This window comes from Chryseobacterium hagamense (assembly GCF_007991455.1).
Classification (GTDB): Bacteria; Bacteroidota; Bacteroidia; order Flavobacteriales; family Weeksellaceae; genus Chryseobacterium; species Chryseobacterium hagamense.
In genome coordinates this window covers 135,845-156,458 of record NZ_BJYJ01000009.1, presented here as the reverse complement: position 1 = coordinate 156,458, position 20,614 = coordinate 135,845, and the positions used below count along the sequence as shown (strand labels likewise).

At 39.7% G+C, this 20,614-nt stretch carries 17 protein-coding genes; 3 read left to right on the top strand and 14 right to left on the bottom strand.

The genetic code is table 11. The features are described from left to right. Positions 1 to 275: 275 nt before the first annotated feature. The 4 genes from CHA01nite_RS10635 to CHA01nite_RS10620 are packed head-to-tail and all read right to left on the bottom strand — an operon-like array spanning position 276 to position 3,836. On the bottom strand, positions 276 to 1,388 hold the full coding sequence (locus CHA01nite_RS10635; RefSeq protein ID WP_146941294.1) for a BT_3928 family protein: 1,113 nt from the start codon (positions 1,386 to 1,388) through the stop codon (positions 276 to 278). Further along, positions 1,385 to 2,035 carry a hypothetical protein gene (locus tag CHA01nite_RS10630; protein ID WP_146941293.1) on the bottom strand — a complete coding sequence of 217 codons (651 nt, stop codon included), beginning with the start codon at positions 2,033 to 2,035 and terminating at the stop codon, positions 1,385 to 1,387. The genes CHA01nite_RS10635 and CHA01nite_RS10630 overlap by 4 nt, the downstream gene beginning before the upstream one ends. Then, positions 2,032 to 3,267, bottom strand: a complete 1,236-nt coding sequence (locus CHA01nite_RS10625) for an AAA family ATPase (RefSeq protein WP_146941292.1) — start codon at positions 3,265 to 3,267, stop codon at positions 2,032 to 2,034. The genes CHA01nite_RS10630 and CHA01nite_RS10625 overlap by 4 nt, the downstream gene beginning before the upstream one ends. Before the next feature lie 14 nt (positions 3,268 to 3,281). After that, positions 3,282 to 3,836, bottom strand: coding sequence for a DUF1599 domain-containing protein (locus CHA01nite_RS10620; protein WP_146941291.1), 555 nt, complete (start codon positions 3,834 to 3,836; stop codon positions 3,282 to 3,284). 109 nt (positions 3,837 to 3,945) lie between these two features. Between CHA01nite_RS10620 and folP the strand changes: the two genes are divergently transcribed. Further along, positions 3,946 to 4,797: a dihydropteroate synthase gene (gene folP / locus CHA01nite_RS10615; protein ID WP_170234720.1), complete on the top strand. Its 852-nt coding sequence runs from the start codon at positions 3,946 to 3,948 to the stop codon at positions 4,795 to 4,797. A gap of 64 nt (positions 4,798 to 4,861) precedes the next feature. Continuing rightward, a complete protein-coding gene (locus tag CHA01nite_RS10610) occupies positions 4,862 to 5,191 on the top strand; it encodes a helix-turn-helix transcriptional regulator (RefSeq protein ID WP_146941290.1) in 330 nt (109 codons plus the stop codon). Between the two features lie 144 nt (positions 5,192 to 5,335). On the opposite strand, the gene CHA01nite_RS10605 is transcribed toward CHA01nite_RS10610, so the two are convergent. The 7 genes from CHA01nite_RS10605 to alaS form a co-directional block, all read right to left on the bottom strand. Further along, entirely contained in the window at positions 5,336 to 6,097 is a 762-nt protein-coding gene (locus CHA01nite_RS10605; protein WP_146941289.1) for a GLPGLI family protein, read from the bottom strand. Positions 6,098 to 6,146: 49 nt separating this feature from the next. Next, positions 6,147 to 6,353 (bottom strand): hypothetical protein, encoded by a 207-nt coding sequence (locus tag CHA01nite_RS10600; protein WP_146941288.1) that lies wholly within the window; start codon positions 6,351 to 6,353, stop codon positions 6,147 to 6,149. 237 nt (positions 6,354 to 6,590) lie between these two features. Beyond that, positions 6,591 to 6,827, bottom strand: coding sequence for a hypothetical protein (locus CHA01nite_RS10595; RefSeq protein WP_146941287.1), 237 nt, complete (start codon positions 6,825 to 6,827; stop codon positions 6,591 to 6,593). Positions 6,828 to 6,881: 54 nt separating this feature from the next. Next, complete coding sequence (locus CHA01nite_RS10590) at positions 6,882 to 9,086, bottom strand: hypothetical protein (RefSeq protein WP_228458397.1); 2,205 nt, start codon at positions 9,084 to 9,086, stop codon at positions 6,882 to 6,884. Positions 9,087 to 9,780: 694 nt separating this feature from the next. Then, complete coding sequence (locus CHA01nite_RS10585; protein ID WP_146941286.1) at positions 9,781 to 12,237, bottom strand: DUF5686 family protein; 2,457 nt, start codon at positions 12,235 to 12,237, stop codon at positions 9,781 to 9,783. A 227-nt stretch (positions 12,238 to 12,464) separates the two neighbouring features. Then, complete coding sequence (locus CHA01nite_RS10580; RefSeq protein WP_146941285.1) at positions 12,465 to 12,707, bottom strand: hypothetical protein; 243 nt, start codon at positions 12,705 to 12,707, stop codon at positions 12,465 to 12,467. Between the two features lie 616 nt (positions 12,708 to 13,323). Then, the gene (alaS, locus tag CHA01nite_RS10575) at positions 13,324 to 15,927 is read right to left on the bottom strand and encodes an alanine--tRNA ligase (protein ID WP_146941284.1); all 2,604 of its coding nucleotides are present in this window, start codon (positions 15,925 to 15,927) and stop codon (positions 13,324 to 13,326) included. A gap of 632 nt (positions 15,928 to 16,559) precedes the next feature. Here alaS and msrB point away from each other — a divergent pair. Further along, complete coding sequence (gene msrB / locus CHA01nite_RS10570; RefSeq protein ID WP_146941283.1) at positions 16,560 to 17,669, top strand: peptide-methionine (R)-S-oxide reductase MsrB; 1,110 nt, start codon at positions 16,560 to 16,562, stop codon at positions 17,667 to 17,669. A gap of 125 nt (positions 17,670 to 17,794) precedes the next feature. Here msrB and CHA01nite_RS10565 read toward each other — a convergent pair whose 3' ends face one another. From CHA01nite_RS10565 to CHA01nite_RS10555, 3 genes are all read right to left on the bottom strand, one after another. Then, positions 17,795 to 18,451, bottom strand: a complete 657-nt coding sequence (locus CHA01nite_RS10565; protein ID WP_146941282.1) for a hypothetical protein — start codon at positions 18,449 to 18,451, stop codon at positions 17,795 to 17,797. 305 nt (positions 18,452 to 18,756) lie between these two features. Beyond that, complete coding sequence (locus CHA01nite_RS10560) at positions 18,757 to 19,602, bottom strand: ABC transporter permease (RefSeq protein WP_146941281.1); 846 nt, start codon at positions 19,600 to 19,602, stop codon at positions 18,757 to 18,759. A 2-nt stretch (positions 19,603 to 19,604) separates the two neighbouring features. After that, positions 19,605 to 20,507, bottom strand: a complete 903-nt coding sequence (locus CHA01nite_RS10555) for an ABC transporter ATP-binding protein (RefSeq protein ID WP_146941280.1) — start codon at positions 20,505 to 20,507, stop codon at positions 19,605 to 19,607. Between the last annotated feature and the right edge of the window lie 107 nt (positions 20,508 to 20,614).

Sequence of the window (20,614 nt, the reverse complement as noted above, 5' to 3'; positions counted from 1 at the left end):
TTTAAAGTTCGAGGTTTAAAGTTGGTCCCGGATTCAATATCTCTATATTGTTTCTTCATTTTTGGGTGAATGGTCAATTTTGTTTTTGATTCGCCAGCCACTTTTTTAAAATTCACCTGCGCAGCAAGATTCACTTTGGGTGCGGTCAATGGTAAATTCCTTCGGTTGAATGGTCAATTTTATTTTTGATTCACCATTCACTTTTTAAAAATTCACTTGCGCAGCAAAATTGACCTGCAAAACAAAATTCACCTATTCACCATTCACATTGATCCCTATCGTTTCAAATAGTCCTCCGCCGGCTGCTTGTCGACGATCCTCCCGTTTTCCAGGATCAGGACAAACGGATTGCTGCGGGCAATGGTTTTGATGGCTGTGCCGTCCATCATGTTGTTTTTTATGGTTTTAAAAGTGTTTGGAAGGGTGGAAACGCCGGATACTACGGCAGCTCCTTGGGTCTTAACCTTTGCTTCAAGCTGTTTCAGGAGTTCCGGGGAAACCGATTGCGGATGATAAGAGAAGATCAATATTGCTTTCGGAGCATTGATAATCTGTTCCGTCACGTCTGTTCCGTTTGGATCTTCAATCTTGAACTTGACGATCTCCGATTTATAACCTTCCTTAATTAAAACCGATTCATTTTTTCCTTCCTCAATTTTCCAGGGGGAACCTTCCGCCCAGTATTTCGTTTCTTTGATGTAATCGTCCTGGTTTACTTTTACCGTTTCCCCCGTTTTTGCATTTTTCAGGGAATAGAACGTTTTGTATTCCGAAGGGTTTTTATTGATTTTTGCTTTCTCTGCTTTCAGGTCGGTACCGATTTTATAATCACGGAAATCAATCAGCGGTTCATGAACAATTCCATGGGCGCCGATCAGGATCATGGCCACTGTAAAAACACCCAGAAGGATATATTTGAATTTATTTCCTGTTTCTTTCCTGGGGTTGAAACTGTAGGCATCTTTCTTTTTGAAATCCTTTCCGTACAGGATAAATACGATGATTAAGCCGATCAGCAGCACCACATCCTTGATAAAGCTCTGCCAGGGAGTAAACTTAATGGCATCGCCAAAGCATCCGCAATCCGTTACCACATTATAATACGCCGAATAGAACGTGAGGAAGCCGAAGAATACACAAAGGGCGATCAAAGCGGAAAGGGTGAATTTAAGCTTTAATTTAATCAGCAGCATAAAGCCGAGAAGAAGTTCCAGCACTACGACGAAAACCGACAGGGGCAGGGCAAATTTTTCAAAAAACGGCATATCAAAAACCGTAGGAGAGAAGTATTCTTCCATTTTAAAGGAAAAACCTACCAGATCCACCGCCTTCACAAAACCGGATAGGATGAAAATGACGGCGATAACGAAACGTAAGATAGCTTTCATATATTGTATTTTTTAAGAATTAATCTGAACATTAATGAAAAAGGAGCGTCTTTATCAGCAAATCTTTTAAGTTTCAGAGCTTCTTCATCATTATATGTATCCCTACCTTCTTTAATAATATTGCTTTTTATTTCAATTAATTGATTTTTGAATTTATGCAATAATTTTGATCTCTTCAGATCAAGATTTTCACTGTCCAATCTATATTTTTTGATTGTTTTCTTTCCTAGTTCAGAATCTGAAAGAATGTATTCATCTTCAAAATATAGATTATTTTCAATTTCATCGTCTGAGTTTCTAAAAGGATTCAGAACCTCACTTACGGCAATGTCAATATTTGGAAGTTTATCATTACAGTTTGAGCTGGACAAATATAAATTGTCCCATTCATAGGCATCTTCTGGTTTTTCATCAACTTCTATATGATGATCTATTTCCCGATAGTTCCCTTTAAGCATTTCCCCTGAATAAAAACATTTATGGCTGCTAGTGGCAAGCAATTTACTAATAATGTCATGATGACCATATTTATTATGATCTGGTCTTGCTTTAGAATTTGTTAATCTCTTTTCTAAAAATTTCTCTGTCCATTCTGCTTTTTTCCTGTCTAATATACCAGGAGCAGATAATCTAACCAAGTGAATCATTTAACAATGGATTTTAATAAATTATCCAGTTCCAGATAGGAAAAATACTGGGGATTAATTTTTTTTAATTCATCTTCAATCTCATTCTCCAATTCTTTATTCTTTTCCTTTATCGCTTTCTTCCTCCGGCTTAGCAAAGAAGATATTTTCTCATTGGCAAAAGGCAACGTTCCATCAAAAGCATCTGAAATTAAAATTTCATCAATCGGTTTGCTGCTGTACTCATCGGTTTCATCGGAGATAACAGAATACTCTTTCTCCGATTTGCAGACATATACTTTTGCTCCATCCACTGATCCTACAATAAAGGGAGAATGGGTAGTTGCAATAATCTGAAGATTTGGAAAAATATCTAAAATAGAATTGAGAAAGGTTTTCTGCCACTTTGGGTGAAGATGATTCTCTGCTTCGTCTATTAATAAAACACCCGGAGTTTTCAACAGATCTTCTAACGGTAGATTATTTAATTTATATACCGAGTACATCTGAGATAAGAGTCCCAGCATTCTTTGGATTAAATACAGATTGCCACTGCTTAATTTTTCCAAAGAAATTTCATTTCCATTGATATCGATGATTGGTAAAAGAGACGTTCGGTCAACGTATTTTAATTCTCCGTGATTTAAACTTAATCTAAATATTCTTCTAATGGTTTCATAAATAAATTCACCCTCTTTTTTTTGATCCGGCTGATCGGATGATTTGTAGTAATCGAAAAATGTTATAATTTTTGTCGTTTCAGCATTCTTTTGAAATCCTTTTAAGGCGCCAACGAGATATTCTTCTGGTTTAATAAAATCCAAGCTCGAAATATGGAATGGCTTATCGTCATTTTGAGAAGTCCAGTAATTCATTATCCATAGTTGATTATCTGAATCTTTGTCGTCAAGGAAAGCATGTGATATGATACGATAAGGATTACCTTTAAATAAAACCTGCACACCATTATCAACAAGTTGAGAACTTTCTAAATCGAGTATTTCATTATTAACTTCAAGCGTTAAATCAATTTTAAAATCCGGATTTCTATTTATTTGTCTTTTAATATTTCCATATAAATCATTGTCAGCCAATATCACTTTCCTGATTGCATCGAGCACAATCGTCTTGCCTGTTCCATTTTCACCTGTGAGAATTGTTACCTGTTTCCTGGAGTTTTCAAAAGTGGCAAATTCGATACGATCATCCAGAAATGGCCCTATATTTTTTAAATGTAAGTCAAGCAGTTTCATTTCTAAATTTTTTTTTATTCTACGGGGCTTGCTTTTTCAGAAAACTTGATCAGGCAGAAAACGGCATAATTCAGCATGTCGAAATAATTGGCATCCAGGCCTTCGGAAGCAATCGTTACCCCCTGGTTGTCCTCGATCTGTTTCGTTCTCAGTACTTTCTGGTAAATAAGATCGGTAATCGATGAAATCCGCATATCCCTCCAGGCTTCACCGTAGTCATGGTTTTTCCGCTCCATCAGCTGTTGGGCTTCCGTTGCATACCGGTCGTAAAGCTGCATCACGTCTTCCTTATCTTCATTGAAATCGTTGGAAAAGCCCTTTTCAAGCTGGATCAGCCCGATGATCGAGTAGTTGACGATGGCGATAAACTCATCTTCTTCACTTTCGTCCACCATTTTTTTATCAGTCATCTGCAGGGTACGGATCCTGTTCACTTTAATGTAAATCTGGTCCGTAATCGAACTCGGTCTTAAAACCCTCCATGCAGCTCCGTAATCCTGTAATTTTTTGCTGAATAATTCGCGGCACTGACCAATAATTTTCCCGAACTGTACTGAAGTTTCTGACATAAATTTTCTTAATCTTCCAAATATACGAATTAGGTTTTAGGTAGCGGAAATCAGGGCTGAGTTTTTTGCGGATATTGGAGTTCGGGCCTGGAAGTCGTATTTTTGCCGGATGGAACATCTTGGATCATCAATCGGATCTCATACTCTAAACTGCAACGGGAAGCTGGTGGATCTGTCGACGCCTAAAATCATGGGCATCCTGAACCTGACCCCCGATTCTTTTTCCGACGGCGGAAAATTCAATAATGACGAAGCGGCTCTGGTACAGGCTGAAAAAATGCTGGAAGAGGGTGCCGGGATCATCGACATCGGGCCGCAGTCGACGCGGCCGCATGCTGAATTTTTAAGTGCCGGTGAAGAAATAAACAGAATCGGAAGGATCATTTCTTTAATTAAAAAAGAATTTCCGGAAGCCCTGGTATCCCTGGATACTTTTTATTCCGAAACGGTGAAGTTCGGCTTTAACGAGGGAATTGATCTGATCAACGATATTTCCGGGGGACAGTATGATGACCGGATGTTTGATGCGGTTGCCGGGACAAAGCTTCCGTATATTCTGATGCATGTGAATCCTTCCTACGAAACCATGCATGATAAAATAAAGTTTGAAGACATTACCGTTTCCATCAGCCGGTATTTCTCCGAAAAAACAGCTGAACTGCTCGCAAAAGGCATTCGGGATATTATTTTGGATCCCGGTTTTGGCTTTGGGAAAACCGTAAAGGATCAAATGAAAATGATTGATGAGGTAAAGTATTTTGGTTCCGGTAAATTTCCCCTTTTGATCGGAATCTCCAGGAAATCATTCATCTATAAGCCACTTGGGAAATCGCCGGCAGACATTAATGAAGAAACGCAGAAACTTCATCTTAAAGTGCTGCAGCAGGGTGCTAAAATCCTGAGGGTGCATGATGTTGCAGAAACGAAAAAGACAGTTGATCTGTTTTTGAGAAGCTGTTAGTCAGGAAATGTAAATAAATTTTTTTAACTTTCAAACAAATATTAATTTGTATAAAAACAAAAGCATGAGTGTAGGAACCAATCTGAAAAAATTACGAAGCAAAACTAAATATTCCCAACAGGATATTGCTGATATGCTGAATGTAGACAGACTAACGTATGTCAACTGGGAAAACGAAACAACAGAAATAAAATCAGGCTATATTCCAAAACTTGCGGATATTTTTGGAGTAAAGATTGAAGATTTATTTGAAACATCTACAAGCATTGTGGGTGTAAATAATGATTATTCAACCGGTGGTCAACATGGAATTATTATCAATCTTTCAGATAAGGATCTTGCAGAAAAATTAAGCGGACAAATTCAGGAACTTATCAAAAATTTGAAGAAATAATAAAACGGTCTCAAAGGTGAGACCGTTTATTGATATTGTAAGGCTTGATTTTAAAACTTGTTCAATTTGTCAATCCGATAGAAAACTAATAATTTTATTTTGATAAATCAACCTGGATTTTTACGGAATAGCAAAAATAAATAATTATTCAAAAGGTTTTAGTTCTAAGGGATTATTAAATAGTTTTTTCTTTTTGTCCAGCATCTCCTGTGTTTGTTTTCTCATGTCTTCGTCCATATCCGGGAAAGCAGCAACGGTAAACTCCATATTGTATTTAGACTGCAAATAATTTTTCTTACTCATCAGCTTGAATGGAGAAAGATTAAACTCAAACTCTTCTGAATTTTTTTCAATCTTCGTTGCGGTAAAATGATAATCATTTTTTGTGTCATAAAGTTCAAGGATCAATCCTGGTAAACCATTGAATTTGTATGGACCTAGAGATTGCGGATATTCTTTAGAAAAATAAGCGATCCATCTTCTTCCAAATCCGTTTGTCGCAGCCATTTGACATTTTATTCCATTGATTATTTTTGTATCACTATATAAAACCCATTGTAAAGATTCATATTCTTCATAACGTATTTTTGAATTGACCGCAATCGTGAAAATCGTAGTTTTATTATTTATTTTTAATATTCTGTCATTAAATATAATGCTGTTTTTTTTAGTATCAATTCCTCCTGAAGAAGTATAATTTCCGGAATCGTAACGGTAAATATTGTCGATGGCAAAATAATAGTCTCGGGAATTTCCAACCAAGATGAAATCTTTATTTTTCATATTCTTTTCTCCGAGATTTAAATTTGTATTATAAGTGACTTTTATTGTTGGCTCAAATTCTATCTTTTGACCATTAGCGAAAAGATAAATGTATACTAATAAAACACAAAAAAAATTTTTCATAAATAAATTAATTAAAGCAGATAGTTAGAACTATCTGCTTGCTTGCAAATTAAGGATGGATTGTTACATTTGCTTCTGTTCCACATTCATTGTAGTTCATACTTTCAATCCAGTTAGCCATTTGGTTGTAAGTCCAGCTATCTGGAAATGAAGTGTAATGCTTTACTCCACAAGTAGAAGTCCAAACTGCCTGAATTCTCGCAAATGCCATAACTGAAATTCCCATCATGGCACAAAATAAAATTTTCTTTTTCATGTGTAAAAAATTTAGTTGATTAAACTTTTACAAACATAAAAAGCCGTTTTGAAAATTTTAGTGTAGAAAATTATACAAATTTTGATGAATATTTACGACATTTAACTGTTTTATTATCATCTAATTAAAGTATTAATATAAATGTTTTTTTAAGTATAAATTTTTAATTAAAAATCTATTTTTACTGAAAATTTTCATTCCATATTCAATAACTCTCCAACTCTCTAACCCTCCACCTTAATTCAAATTCGCCAGCTTATCGGCAAACTGTTTGGAGAATTCAGCGCGGTCTTCTTCCAGCTTTTCCGGGTGGGAGGGCAGGATGTAGTTGAAGAGGATTTTGTTCTCATGATCCAGGAAGATGATTTCCTTTTCGTTGCCGTCGATCATCTGAGCGAAAATTTCCCACATCGACGTGTCTTTTAATTTTAATAATTCGAAGAACTGTTCTGCTTGTATTTCGATTTTCTGCATAGTCTTTTATTTTATTTTATTTTTATCCGCTTCAGGTAAAGGGGCCGGATCGGTTTAGAATTCTAATAATTTTAATTTGAACTGAACGGCAAAGTTCTGTTTGAAGTTGTGGGTGGTATAATAGCCGACCCGGTAAAACAATCCCAGATTAAAGTAGGTGGAAAGGAAATTGTTCCATTCCAGGCCGACTTCCTGGTAAAGATGGTTTAGCGGACGGAACCTGAACTGATGGTATTCGGCCTTATCCATATCTCCGATGGTTCCGCGCAGCACAAAATCGAAGCTCGAAATGTTCTGACCGAAACTTTTAAAATACCATGGCAGCTTGTGGGTCAGATAATAAGCCACAAAACGGTCATTATAATACTTTCCGCCTTCCAGCGTCGCAAAGCCGAGGAATGAAGTGAGGTTGAAATTAAAATCCCTTCTCGGCGATGCCAGCCCGTTCATGGTGAAGTTTTTCCAGATCGGGGCACCCCCGAACACCATTCCTCCGTACAGCCGGAATCCCGTGGTTCCGAACCTTGTTTTAACATGATGGACGAAAAGCGCGTCAAAGCGCATATAGCTGAAATCTCCGCCAAAAATTTTATAGCTCTGCTCATAGTTGAAATACAGCTCCGGATACTTCTGGTCGATCAGTGATTTTCCTTGCGGAGTCATGATGTTCGTAGAGTTCGGGGAATATTTCAGGGTAAACAGGGTGTTGAAATTTTCAAATGAAGAACCTTTTCCTCGGAAGGAGTAGTCGAATAGGGCTTCTTCCAGGTTCCTTCTTGCCGCAAAAACCAAAGTCAGTCCGTTGGTAACGTCATTCAGGTAAGAAACGGAAGCACCCCTGTAATGGTAATAGCGATCGTTATTCAGATTGTTTCCGTAATTCGCCATACGCATCTTGAAATTCCACAGCCTCCGGTAAAACTCGCCGGAAGCGGTTACGTCATCATAATAATCTATCCTGAAGTAAGAGTCTTTTTCAAGGGTGGTTTTGATGTCGAGACCGATCCTGTATTTCCACTTATCGTCTTTGAAACCGTAGGCGAATGTATAGTCCGGAGAGAAATAAGGGCTGAAATTTTCATTCAGCTTGGCCTTTAAACCGACCCTGAATCCTTCGTATAAATTGTAATTGACGATTTCATCCACCGCAAAATCCACTGCGCCAACGCGGATCTGGCCATTCAGCAGACCGCTCAGGATCTGGGCTTTGTTATCGATATTGTACCTGCGGCCGAGGCTGTCGATGGTTTTGTAGGTGTTTTTCTCCCGTTCCGTCAGGGGATCGGTTCTGTATTGGTCCAGGGTATTTCCGCGGATATTTTTTACGGAGAAGGTATAGCCTCTGAAATCGGCGGGGCTGTTATCGGCAGGAGATTGATAATCGAAATACCGGGAGGTCAGGAAAGCATAGGTCCCGAAAGTCTGTTTCTTTTTGCGGTCCGGTTTTTCATCCGGATGCTGAATTCCTTCTTCTTCCAGCTTCATGTTGCTCATCTTCAGCTTTACGGTTTCATGGGCGAGAAACCATTTGTTATGAAAGAAAATCCAGGTGCTGGTAATAATGCCGTCGTTTTTATTCTTGCTGAAATTTTCTATTTTTTTAACGCCGTAGGTTTCGGTATCGATATAGATGGCGCCGTTGTATTTCCGTTTTTTATCAGGATTTTTAAAATTAACTTCCCTGAAGCGGATGACAAAGTTTTTCCGGCCGTCCATTTCCAGCGTGTCGGTGAGGAAAAACCGGTACAATCCCCGGTTCTCCTGTTTCAGCTGATCGGGGATCTTATCCCGGTTGCTCTGCTGAAGGGCAATCATTTCATAAATCGGCTGTTTCAGTCCGGAGATCCGGTTGTCCAGGATATTGATTTTCTCGCCGTATTGTTTGGAGTACAGAAATTCCTGGGCCCTTTCCCAGAGAAACAGTTTGCTTTTGGAAAATATTTTTCTCGCCGAAATGTTGTTCAGTGAATCTTTCCTGCGTTTTTCCCGGAACATCCCGGTTTCCTCAAAAAACTTATTGTACTGCGAAATGCTGTCTTCATCGATATCCAGTGAAATTTTTTCATACGATTTGTAAGAATAGGAATCCAGGGTCTTCGGTGAGTTTTCCCGGAACTGCTGACTGACTTTTCTCAGGATTTCAAGTGCTCTCGGATCGCTTTTGTCTTCGATGGTAATGCCTTCAATAGCGGTAACTTTCGATTGTGAGAAACCAAACGTCCAGCATAAAAGACCGAAAAACAATAAAATCCTTTTCATAAAAAAACCTTTCAAAATTAATGATATTTCTCCGCACAGAAAAGTTTTTACCACGCGGTTTTGGCAGGTTAACAAAATTTTATACGTTAAAATGGAATGGCGGTCTTCAGCTGAGCATGAATCTGTTGCCAGGGAAGAAATTTAAAATGAGGGTACCGGAGCACTAACGGATGAAAAAGTTTAACGTGAACTCGAAGAACCTGGATTAAGCGGCTGGAAGAGCGGTGTTGGATGCCGGAAGTTTCTCTTGTTAAATACAGGATCAAAGGTGCTGATCATCAAACTTATAGGTTTTTGCTTTATCAGAAAATTTTTTATGTAATCCTCAATAACCGGTTTAGGTTATTTTTCAATCAGAGAAGGATTAATATCGTTTCAAAGTCCTGAAGGGAAGGCTTGGTACAGGATAGGATAAAATCCTGTCAGAAGCGTGAACCGTTTATTCATTCTACCAGGATGAGTGGTATCCAAAATCCTGACTGAATCATTCTAACTTTTATTTTTGATTTAAATAATCGACTGAATATGATGTCAATAAGGTCGAATTCACGTTAAGTTTAATATCTGAAAAAATCTAAATCCCGTAGGATATACGCGATCATCCGTAAAAAACCGTGCAGCCGTAGGAAATAAAAAAAGCGGACCCAAAAGTCCGCTGCATCGAAATAATAATGATCATCAATCAAGAATACCGTCAATTCAGTAAATTGAATTTAACTTTAATCCCGAAATTATCTTTAAACTCTGAAGTCTGATAATAACCTAACCGGTAAGAAAAACCTACGCTGTAGCGGCTTCCCAGGAAGCTGTTCCACATGAACCCGGCTTCCTGGTAGTAATGATCCAACACCCGGAACATGAACTGATGGTCTTCCCGGTTTTTCATATTTCCGGCGGCCGCCTGGTATTCAAGCTCAATGTTGGAATATCTTTTACCCAGCGTTTTGAACCTGAACGGAAGGTATTGCGATACTTTAAAAGCGATGAACCTATCGGCAAAGAAAGTTCCTGCCGGCATGGTGGCAAATCCCAGATTGGAAGGTGTGCTGACCGCAGAGGTCCATTTTTCCAGAGTCAGGTCCCTCTGTCCCGCCATTTCAAAGTTTTTCCAGATCGGCGCGTCTCCGGAAGAAAGCCCTCCGAAAAGTTTAATGTTGGTATACCCCAGTTTTGATCTGAACTGATGGACGATTAAAGCATCCATTCGGTGGTAATCCAGATTTCCGCCCAGTGTCCGGAATCCCTGTTCGTAATTCATGAAGATCTGCGGATAGCCTTTTTCATACGTATATTTTCCGGTCGGGGTCATGATATTTTTATCATTCGGGGAAAATTTAAGGGAGAGGGTAGCACTGGTATTGTCGAAAGCATTTCCGAGGTCTTTGTACTGATAGTCGAAACGGGCCTGTTGCTTTTCCCTGTTCAGCGCAATTTTCATGCTTAATGAATTGGATAGATCATAAAGGAAGGAAGCACCCCATTTCTGGTTTCTGTAGAAAGCAGCATTGTGAAGGTCGAGGTTGAGGTCCGGGATTTTCATCATCATATCCCACATGGCATTGCTGAACCTTCCTGCTGCAAAAACATCGTCGATATATTCAATCCGGAATACCGAAGTTCTTTTTTGTGATAACTTCACGTCTAAACCAAGGCCGTATTTCCAGCGGTGGTCTTTGAATCCGTATCCGAAATACCCGTCCGGTGAGAAGGTCTTGCTGAATCTCTCATTCAGCTTGATGCCTGCACCCAGACGGATCCCCTGGTACTGGTCGTAGCTGAAAAGCTTGGTAATATCGAAATCAATGATTTTGTACCGCAGGTTCCCTCTCAACAACTGGGTCAAGGTATTGAGTTTCTTTTCAAAATCATGTTTCTGTACAAAACTGTCGATTTTGGTATAGGTAGCACTTTCCCTCGCCGTCAGGCTGTCGGTACGGTACTGATCCAGAAGGCTGCCGTCTGAATTTTTCACTTCCAGGGAATAGCCTTTGAAATCGGATGCTTTCTGTTCTTTGTTCAGCTCAAAATCAAAAAACCGGTTTTTTACATAAAGGTAATTGCCGAAGCTTTTTTTGTTGTATTTTGGTTTTTCGCCGGCTTTCACGCTGTCTTTTTTGGAAGTGTCAAAACTCTGGTCTCCCATTTTCACCCTCATATCTTCGTAATCCAGAAACCATTTTCCGCCGACGGGCTTCCAGACGGAGACGATTTCTCCTTCATTTTTCTTCTTGCTGCTGCTTTCAAACTTTTTCAAGGCATAGGTTTCAGAGTCTACATAGATTTTGCCGTTGAATTTTCTCGGGTTCTGTTTTTTCTTGTCGGTGATTTCCTTGAATTTAATCACATACGTTTTTCTTCCGTCGAGCCGGATTGTATCAGAGAGGTAAAAGTTAAACAGCTTCCTGTTTTCCGGTTTCAGCTGTCTGGGAGTCCGGTCCAGGTTGGAAATATTGATGGCCAGGGCTTCGTAGACCGGATTTTTGAAACCTGACATCCGGTTGTCGATAATATTGGTTTTTTCACCGAAGCTTTTGGAATATTTGTACTCGGCTGCTTTTTCCCAGAGAAACATCTGGCCTTCCGCCGAAGCCTGAATAAAATCTTCTGCCGTAAGAGAATCTTTTTCCTCCTTTTTAGTCTGCTTCACCTCCTTTTTATCCACTTTTGAGAGCGAATCTTTTCTTATTGCCAGGAAGTCTTTATAAATGCCGATTGAATCTTTATCAACATCAATGGAAAATTTGGTGTAGGATTTAAAATTGTAGGAATCCAGGGATTTGGGTGAATTTTCTTTGGCTCTTTTGTTCACTTCATCAAGTATTCTCAGGGCTTTCGGATCGCTTTTGTCCTGAATAACCACTTTGTCGATCGTACCCATTTTTTCGGATAAAGGCTGCATGGCCGCTTCCATGGATTTCTTTACGTCGGCCGTCACATCCTGAAAGTTGCTGGCCAGGATTTCTACCTTTTTACACTTTGTCTTAAAAGATAATAATCCATTAAAATCGGTCTTTCCTAGAAGCTCATCCTCACAATAGACTGCTGCATTATAAATGGGCTTTTTATCAGCTTTGCTGACGACCTTCAACTGATTCTGCCCGAAGAAAAGCAGTGTAAAGAATAAAAATAAGGGGGTTAAAAGTTTTGTCATTAGTTTTACTTTGTAGATAAGACAAAACTATTGATAAGAAGGTTACAATACCATAGCAAAAAATATAATCTTTTGTTAAAAATAATGAACTGACCGGCAGGGAAACTGATGGGAATTCAACAGGTACTCAAGTTCTATCACCCTGAATGGAACTAAAAAAATCAGGCTGTCTAAAAAATTAGACAGCCTCGCCTGCTTTAATGTAAATAGGATAAGAAAATCCTCTTTTATGCTCTGCTGTTTCCATTTCCTCTTGCTGCCAGAGCCACAATAAGGATGATAATCAGGGCTCCTGCTACCCATAAAATAGGATTGGACATGATGCCGGCTGAACTTCCTCCTTTATCTACATTAACATCTACTTTTAAGTCTGCTGCTTTTTCCTGTGCACTGGTCCATACAAAGGCAAAGTTCATCATTAATGTTAATACGGCCAGCTGGATTTTTGAAAGAATTTGTGTCGGTTTCATAATGTTAATTTTTGTAGTTGTATTAATAGGTGTAAGTGTGTTATTCTTAATAAAAACAGGTTTTTTATATCGTTGCTTTTATAAATTTGTGATATAAGTTGTATTATTGTTTAGTATATCGCAATCCGTTATATTTAAGATAAAAATAATCTGTTCTTTTTTCATTAATCATGAATCGTTCCAAAGTGGAGTTATAAAAAGAATTCCTGGAAATTTTAAGTAATTTTTGATTAGATTAAAAGTAAATATTCTGTTGATTCAGGTATTTTTTCCAGGTAGTGGAAAAAAAGAGATTAAAAAATTGTTATAGATAAAGGCGTTAATCATACTGTTATGCCATCTTGGTACAATGTCTCAAGATCTATTCGGAATTATATGAGAATGTATTTAATTAAAAATTTTAGGCTTATAAGCAGTCATTCCGTCAGTTCGGGTGTTTTGCAGCGCATTGGAGAAAATGGATAAGAAATTTGCAGACAAAAGAACTTTAAGCGGACTTTTCAAAATCGATTTGAGGTAATAGGATAAATTTTTACTGATAAAACAAATCCCGTCCAAAAATGAACGGGATTTTATAATAAAGTCTTGACGGATTGTTGTGAACCTGTATGTATGATTAAATATTCAACGCTTTCTGATATGCATTTTCCAGTCCGTCGAGGTTTTTCCCTCCGGCTGTGGCAAAGCCCGGGTTTCCGCCGCCGCCGCCCTGGATTTCTTTGGCCAGTTCTTTAATGAGTGCTCCGGCCTGATAGATTCCTGCCAGATCATCTGAAACACCAACGGTAATCATTGGTTTTCCGTCTGCGTCGGACAGAATAACCGTGATGGAAGTCGGGATTTCTTTCTTCAGCTGGAAGACGATATCTTTTACCGAACCTGCATCCAGAGAGGTTCTTTTTACCAGAAGCAATTTATCGCCTTTCTGCTCGTAGGCCCCTTTCCAGTCGCCGATTTCACCTTTGGCTTTTTCCTTTTTGAAGGCTTCCACTTCAGATTTCAGAGACGAATTTTCTTCCATTAATTTTTCAATCGAACGCATCAGGTCTTTGGATTTCAGCAGCTGTGACAGTTCAGCAACCTGCTTTTCCAGGTTTTTGAAATATTTTTCAGATTCGTCACCGGAGATCGCTTCAATCCTTCTGATTCCTGCAGCTGCAGAGCTTTCGGAAATGATTTTAAAATGGCCGATCTCATTCGTATTTTTTACATGGGTTCCCCCGCAGAGTTCCTTCGAGCTTCCGAACTGGATCATTCTCACACTGTCGCCGTATTTCTCACCGAACAGTGCCATGGCTCCTTTGTCAAGAGCTTCTCGGATCGGGATGTTCCTGAATTCCTGCAGGGCGATGCTTTCTTTAATTTTAGCATTTACTTTGTTTTCCACCAATGCCAGTTCTTCTTCTGTCATTTTATTGAAGTGGGAAAAGTCGAAACGAAGGTAATCCGGGCCTACGTAAGAGCCTTTCTGCTCAACATGGGTTCCCAATACCTCTCTTAAAGCTTCGTGCAGTAAATGGGTTACCGAGTGGTTGGCCTGGGAGTTTTTCCGGTTCACTGTATTCACTTTAGCATAGAAGAGGGCACCGGCATCTTTCGGAAGACCGGTGATCAGGGAAACGATCAGCCCGTTTTCCTTTTTGGTTTCCAGAACCTCGAAGCGCTCCGTAGCATTTTCAATAACCCCTTTGTCACCAACCTGTCCACCGCCTTCAGGGTAGAAAGGAGATTCACTTAAAACCACCTGGTAAAATGCGCCGTCTTTATTTTCTACTTTACGGTATCTGGTGATGTAGGTTTCCGATTCAAAGGTATCGTAGCCTACGAAATTTTCAGGTTTTTCTTCCAGGGTTACCCAGTCGTAGACTTTCTGGACAGAATCAGCTTTTGAACGTTGTTTCTGTTCATTTAATGCCTGCTCAAAACCTTTTTCATCAATGGTTAACCCTTTTTCTTCAGCAATGATTCTGGTTAAATCATCAGGGAAGCCATAAGTATCGTACAATTCAAAAACCTCTTCCGTAGGCAATACTTTTTGGTTATCGGCAATTGTCTGCTGGATCAGTTTTTCCACCCGGATCAATCCGTTTTCAATGGTTCTCAGGAAAGATTCCTCTTCACTTTTGATGACTTCGGTAACCAGGGTTCCCTGCTTCTCAAGTTCCGGGAAGAAGGTCCCCATCTGTCCCTGCAGAACCGCCACCAATTTGTAAAGGAAGGGTTCTTTCATGTCCAGGAACCGGTAAGAATAGGAAATTCCCCTTCTCAGAATTCTGCGGATTACATAGCCGGCTCCTCCGTTGGAAGGCAGCTGGCCGTCGGCAATCGCAAAAGCAACGGCCCGGATATGGTCCACTACCACGCGGATGGCAATGTCTTTTTCGCTTTCTAAAATTCCGGTGTATTTTTTACCGGAAAGTTTTTCCACTTCAGCAATCAGCGGAGTGAAAACATCGGTATCATAATTGGAAGATTTTCCCTGAAGCGCCATACACAGACGCTCGAAGCCCATTCCGGTATCGATATGTTTGGCCGGCAGATTTTCCAGGGAGCCGTCTGCTTTCCTGTTGTACTGCATGAAAACCAGATTCCAGATTTCCACCACCTGCGGATGATCGTTGTTGACCAAGTCAAGTCCTGAAACCTGCGCTTTTTCTTCAGCGCTTCTCAAATCCACATGAATTTCAGAACAAGGCCCGCAAGGTCCGCTGGCACCCATCTCCCAGAAGTTGTCCTTTTTGTTTCCGTTGATAATCCGGTCCTCGGAAATATGGGACTTCCAGAAATTATATGCATCATGGTCCCTTTCCAGATTTTCGGAAGTGTCGCCCTCGAAAATCGTAACGTACAGGTTTTCTTTCGGAATTCCATAAACTTCCGTTAATAATTCCCAGGCAAAAGCAATAGCATTTTCTTTGAAATAGTCGCCGAAAGACCAGTTCCCCAACATTTCAAACATGGTGTGGTGGTAGGTATCCCTGCCCACATCATCCAGGTCGTTGTGTTTCCCGGAAACCCGGAGGCATTTCTGGGTATCGGCAATCCGGGTGGCTTTAGGCTCTTTGTACCCTAAAAAATAATCCTTGAACTGGGTCATCCCAGAGTTGGAAAACATCAGGGTGGGGTCGTCTTTCAGCACGATGGGTGCGGAAGGTACGATCAGGTGGCCTTTACTTTGAAAATAATCTAAAAATTTCTGACGGATCTCTTGTGATGTCATGATCTATATGCTTTGCTTTTTTTTACAGTTTTGATAAGATGCAAATCTACTGTTTTTTACTGAAAACCGTAAACGGGAAGCCGTAAATTTAAAGCGGACCTGAAGGGTAATATGCCGGAAGAGGAAAGAGGGGTGCCGGAAGTTTTACTGCTATTAATAAACAAAGAGTATACAATATCAATAAGAGGATATCAAAACTAAAATTAATATTATAAAGTCTGACTGAAAATTTATCAAATTAAGGTTAATTATACAGGTCACTATATATCTGTCCTCTGAGAAACAGTGCCTGTTTACCAGGTGAAAAAGTTTATATCCACCCTCTCAAAGCATCTTTACGGATGAAAAACAAACATCCTGGTGTTGGAAAAATGCTGTGGCGCTTTGCTTTGTAAAAACAGACCGCTAATCCAGGTAAAATTCTTTTGTATAAACAGGGTAAATCTTTTCAGTATCAAAACCATTTCCTGAAATTTTTCGTAAATGATAATGCAAGGAAATCCTGCAGACTGCTATCGCGGAGATAGAGATTATCTTTGAAACAACCGGAAAATTAGTCCGAAATTTGCAATTTAGATAGGCAGGTTTTTAATGAAGAAAAGTAAAGATTTGAAATGGATATAAAAATAAAAATGAAGAACATATTAATATTGCTCAGCGTTGTTCTGGGTATTGCGGTTTTTGCTACGAGCTGTGGAGATGCCAAAACGAAATCTACAGAAGTAAAGAAAGAAAATGAGACCATTATGGACAATAAAAATGTAAAGGAAATCTATTTTGCAGGCGGATGTTTCTGGGGAACCGAACATTTTTTCCAGCAGATCAGAGGGGTGGTAGGTACGGAAGTAGGATATGCCAACGGGAACAAAAAAAATCCGACGTATGAAGAAGTGGTAAGCCATACGACAGGATTTGCCGAAACGGTAAAGGTAAAATACGATCCTGAAGAAGTAGATCTGAATCTGTTGATCGATCTGTATTTTAAAACCATTGACCCAACCAGCATTGACCAACAGGGAAATGACAGAGGAAACCAGTACAGGACAGGAATCTATACCACCGATAAAGAAACGGAAGCGATGGTAAAGGCCGAAGTGGCCAAACTGGCAAAGAATTACAGCAAACCGGTTGTAGTAGAAACAATTCCGTTAAAGAATTTCTACAGAGCGGAAGACTATCACCAGGATTATCTTGACAAAAATCCGGGAGGCTATTGCCACATCGAACCGGGGTTGTTTGAAATGGCGAAAAATGCCAATCCACCGAAAAAAAAGGAAACCAAGGCAACCACCTACCAGAAGCAGGATAAAAAAGTTTTAAAGGAAAAACTGACTGCCGAACAGTATAATGTAACCCAGGAAAACGGAACGGAGATGGCTTTTAAAAATGAATACTGGGATGAAACCCGTGAAGGGATCTACGTAGACATTACCACAGGGGAACCGTTATTTATCTCCACCGATAAATTTGAATCCGGATGCGGATGGCCAAGTTTCTCCAAGCCGATTACTAAAAAACTGGTAGAAGAAAAACTGGACCGTTCCCATGGGATGACAAGGGTTGAAGTAAGAAGTAAAACGGGAGATGCGCATTTAGGTCACGTTTTCAATGACGGACCGGCAGACAAAGGCGGACTCCGGTACTGTATCAACAGTGCCTCGCTGAAATTTATCCCGAAAGCGGAAATGAAAGCCAAAGGCTATGGAGAATACATTGCCTTATTGGATAAAGAAAAAAAATAAGTGTTTTTAAAGTGAAGAAGTGATTGTAAGGGGGCTGCCGCAAGGCAGTCCTTTTTTGTCTTAAAGCTGCTGTATAATAATTTAAACCTTCAAGGTTTTTGAAACCTTGAAGGTTTAACAGGCAGTTATACTCTATTTCTCTTTATCTGAAGATTTTCTTTGATGCCGAACATCGAGATGTTCAGAAATAATAAAAAGCCGGAAACAATATAATAAGCAGGTTTTGGGAGATTCAGTAAAATCTGTTTTGATGTTTCGTAGAGATTAGGGCTATACTCTCCATATGAAAGTGATCCGTAATCAATGGGAATTATAACGGTATCATCACCAAAAAAATCTTCCTTTGCATCCGGATCAATATAGTTAACCACAGCAAAGAAATGTCCTGTTTTTTCCAGATCTAAAGCATAGGTTTCCTGTTTTGCAATGGCCATATCATTCAATAGAGAGACAAAATCGCCATATGTATTATTTTCGTCCAGAATAAACTCAATCCCGGTTTCCTTTTCATTTCTTTTCTGCATTGCTTTTATCTCCGAAACATATAAAGCAGAATTTTCTCTGGCTGTTGAAGGATAGACTTTTATTTTTTTATAATTCCAATTTCTTAAAGGTTCAAAAGAATTAACGAAATCATTTTTTTTCTGTTTCACTTTAGCAGGAAGCCCGATGTCAACTACATTATATTTCGTTTCATTAATATACGGATGGATAAAATACCAAAATAAAACAGGCACGATCAAAGCACTGATCATTCCCGGGAAATAATAGATCTTTTTCATGGCTTGAATTTTAACCGGAATTTAATGAAAATTTTAATATAACGAAACACAAAAGCAGCCCGGAAAACGGACTGCTTAAAATATTGAGTTCAGTTAAATATTAAAGAACTTGAAGTTGGCTGTATCAACCTTATATCCGGTTGTTTTGATTGATTCAAAAATAAAATTAAAAACTAATCAGAATTCTGTAACAGAATGCAAAATATGCAGTAGTTTGCTGAGCAAGAACTTTGATCCTGTTTTTTGGCAGGAGAAACTTCCGGCATCCGGCTTCCCTCTTCCAGCCTCTTCATTCACGTTATTTCCTACCAGTCTCTTTTCCTCAGGATCCAGTAGGATCCGAAGATGAAAATCGCGCACCAGAACAGGCAGGCCACGAGGCTTTCCACAGGGTAATGGAATTCATACTTCATGCCCATCATTTTGGCCATGTTTAATCTCATCATCGGGTTCGGAATCAGGCTCGACATGCTTTCCAGCGGCAGAAGATGCGTCACGAAAAAGTCGTTCTGCAGGATCTGGTTTCTCTGTTCGCCCTGCAATCCCCTTACTTTTGTAAATACCTCAACGGCTGATAGGATGCTTTCTCCAATCCAGAACACGAAAAGGGCCAGGAAAACAAACACCGACTTTCTCAGCAATACGGAAAGGAACATCAAGAAGCAGAAGAATGTAAACAGCTTGATAAAATAATTGCCGATGAAGAAAATTTCTTTAAAAACCTTCGCCGACTCGGTGGTATCGGAATACTGATATCCCAGGAACAGGGTAATCCCGAAAACGATCACTGTGGAAACAACTGTAAAAACGCTGATGGTCAAAAGTTTGGAAGAGATGAATTCGGTCCGGCTTAATCCGTCAATCGTATTCTGCTTGAACATCCGGTTGCTGAACTCCTGTGAGATGGAAAACACAATGATCAGTCCCAGGAAGATTTTCAGCAGGGCCACGATCCAGGTTGTAAAATTCCAGATCTCCGGAAAGTTGTAGATTCCCTGTTCCTTCAGATTAACCGTTCCTCCGAAAAGGTCGAAGTCAATTAGTCCGATAAAAAGCAGAGCCACCAGAATGGCGAAATATAAGATCGTAAAAACCTTAAACGGCCGGTAGTTCAGGTTTTTGTAGTATTCTAGTTTTAATAGTTTAAGCATGATTATTTTGTGTTTTTTACAAGTTCAAGGAATTGGGATTCAAGCGACAGCTTTTTCTTCGTCAGGTGCGAAAGGAAAATTCCTTTTTCAGCCAGCTTCCGGTTCAGGGTTGAGGCGGAAATCGAGGCATCATCCCGGATCTGGGCTTTCAGCAGATCACCGTCCTGATTAACGGCAGTAAACCACTGGAGTTCATTCAGCGCATCCAGCAGCAAGGCATTGTTGTCCGCTTTCAGTTCAAAGTAGCCGTTGTTGGCGGTCATTTCGTCTACCCTTCCGCAATACAGCGAGGTTCCTTCTTTCAGAACGATCACATGGCTGCATATCTTTTCAATTTCATCCAGCAGGTGGCTGGCGATAATAATCGTAATGCCCTGTTTGGCAATATTGCTGATGATCTCACGGATCTGGATGATTCCTTCGGGATCGAGCCCGTTTGTCGGCTCATCCAGGATCATCACTTCAGGATTGTTCAGCATGGCGGACGCAATGGCCAGACGCTGCTTCATGCCCAGCGAGTACGTACGGAACAGGTCTTTTTTCCTTTCCAGCAGGTTAACGGTTCGTAGAACCTCATCAATCCTTGCATAAGGTGTTCCCTTGATCTCCGCTACGATTTTCAGGTTGGTTTCCGCATTCAGGTACGGATAAAAATTCGGCTGTTCGATAATGGCCCCGATTTTCTTCAACGTGTCCGGACCGGTGCCTTTTTTCCCGAACCAGTACCATTCGCCGCTTGTCGGGTTGATTGTGGAAAGCAGCATCCCGAAGGTGGTGGATTTTCCGCTTCCGTTGGGACCGAGTAATCCGTAAACATTTCCTCTTTCCACATCAAAGGAAATATTGTTCACTACCGTTCTTTTGAATTTTTTCGTCAGATTCTTTACTGATAAAATTTTTTCCATGTAATTTGTTTTACATAGTAGTAGTCTATGTAATTGAAATTTTGTTACAAATAATAATGGATATCCATAAAATTTAATTTTTAAAAATCTTACATTTGATAGAATTA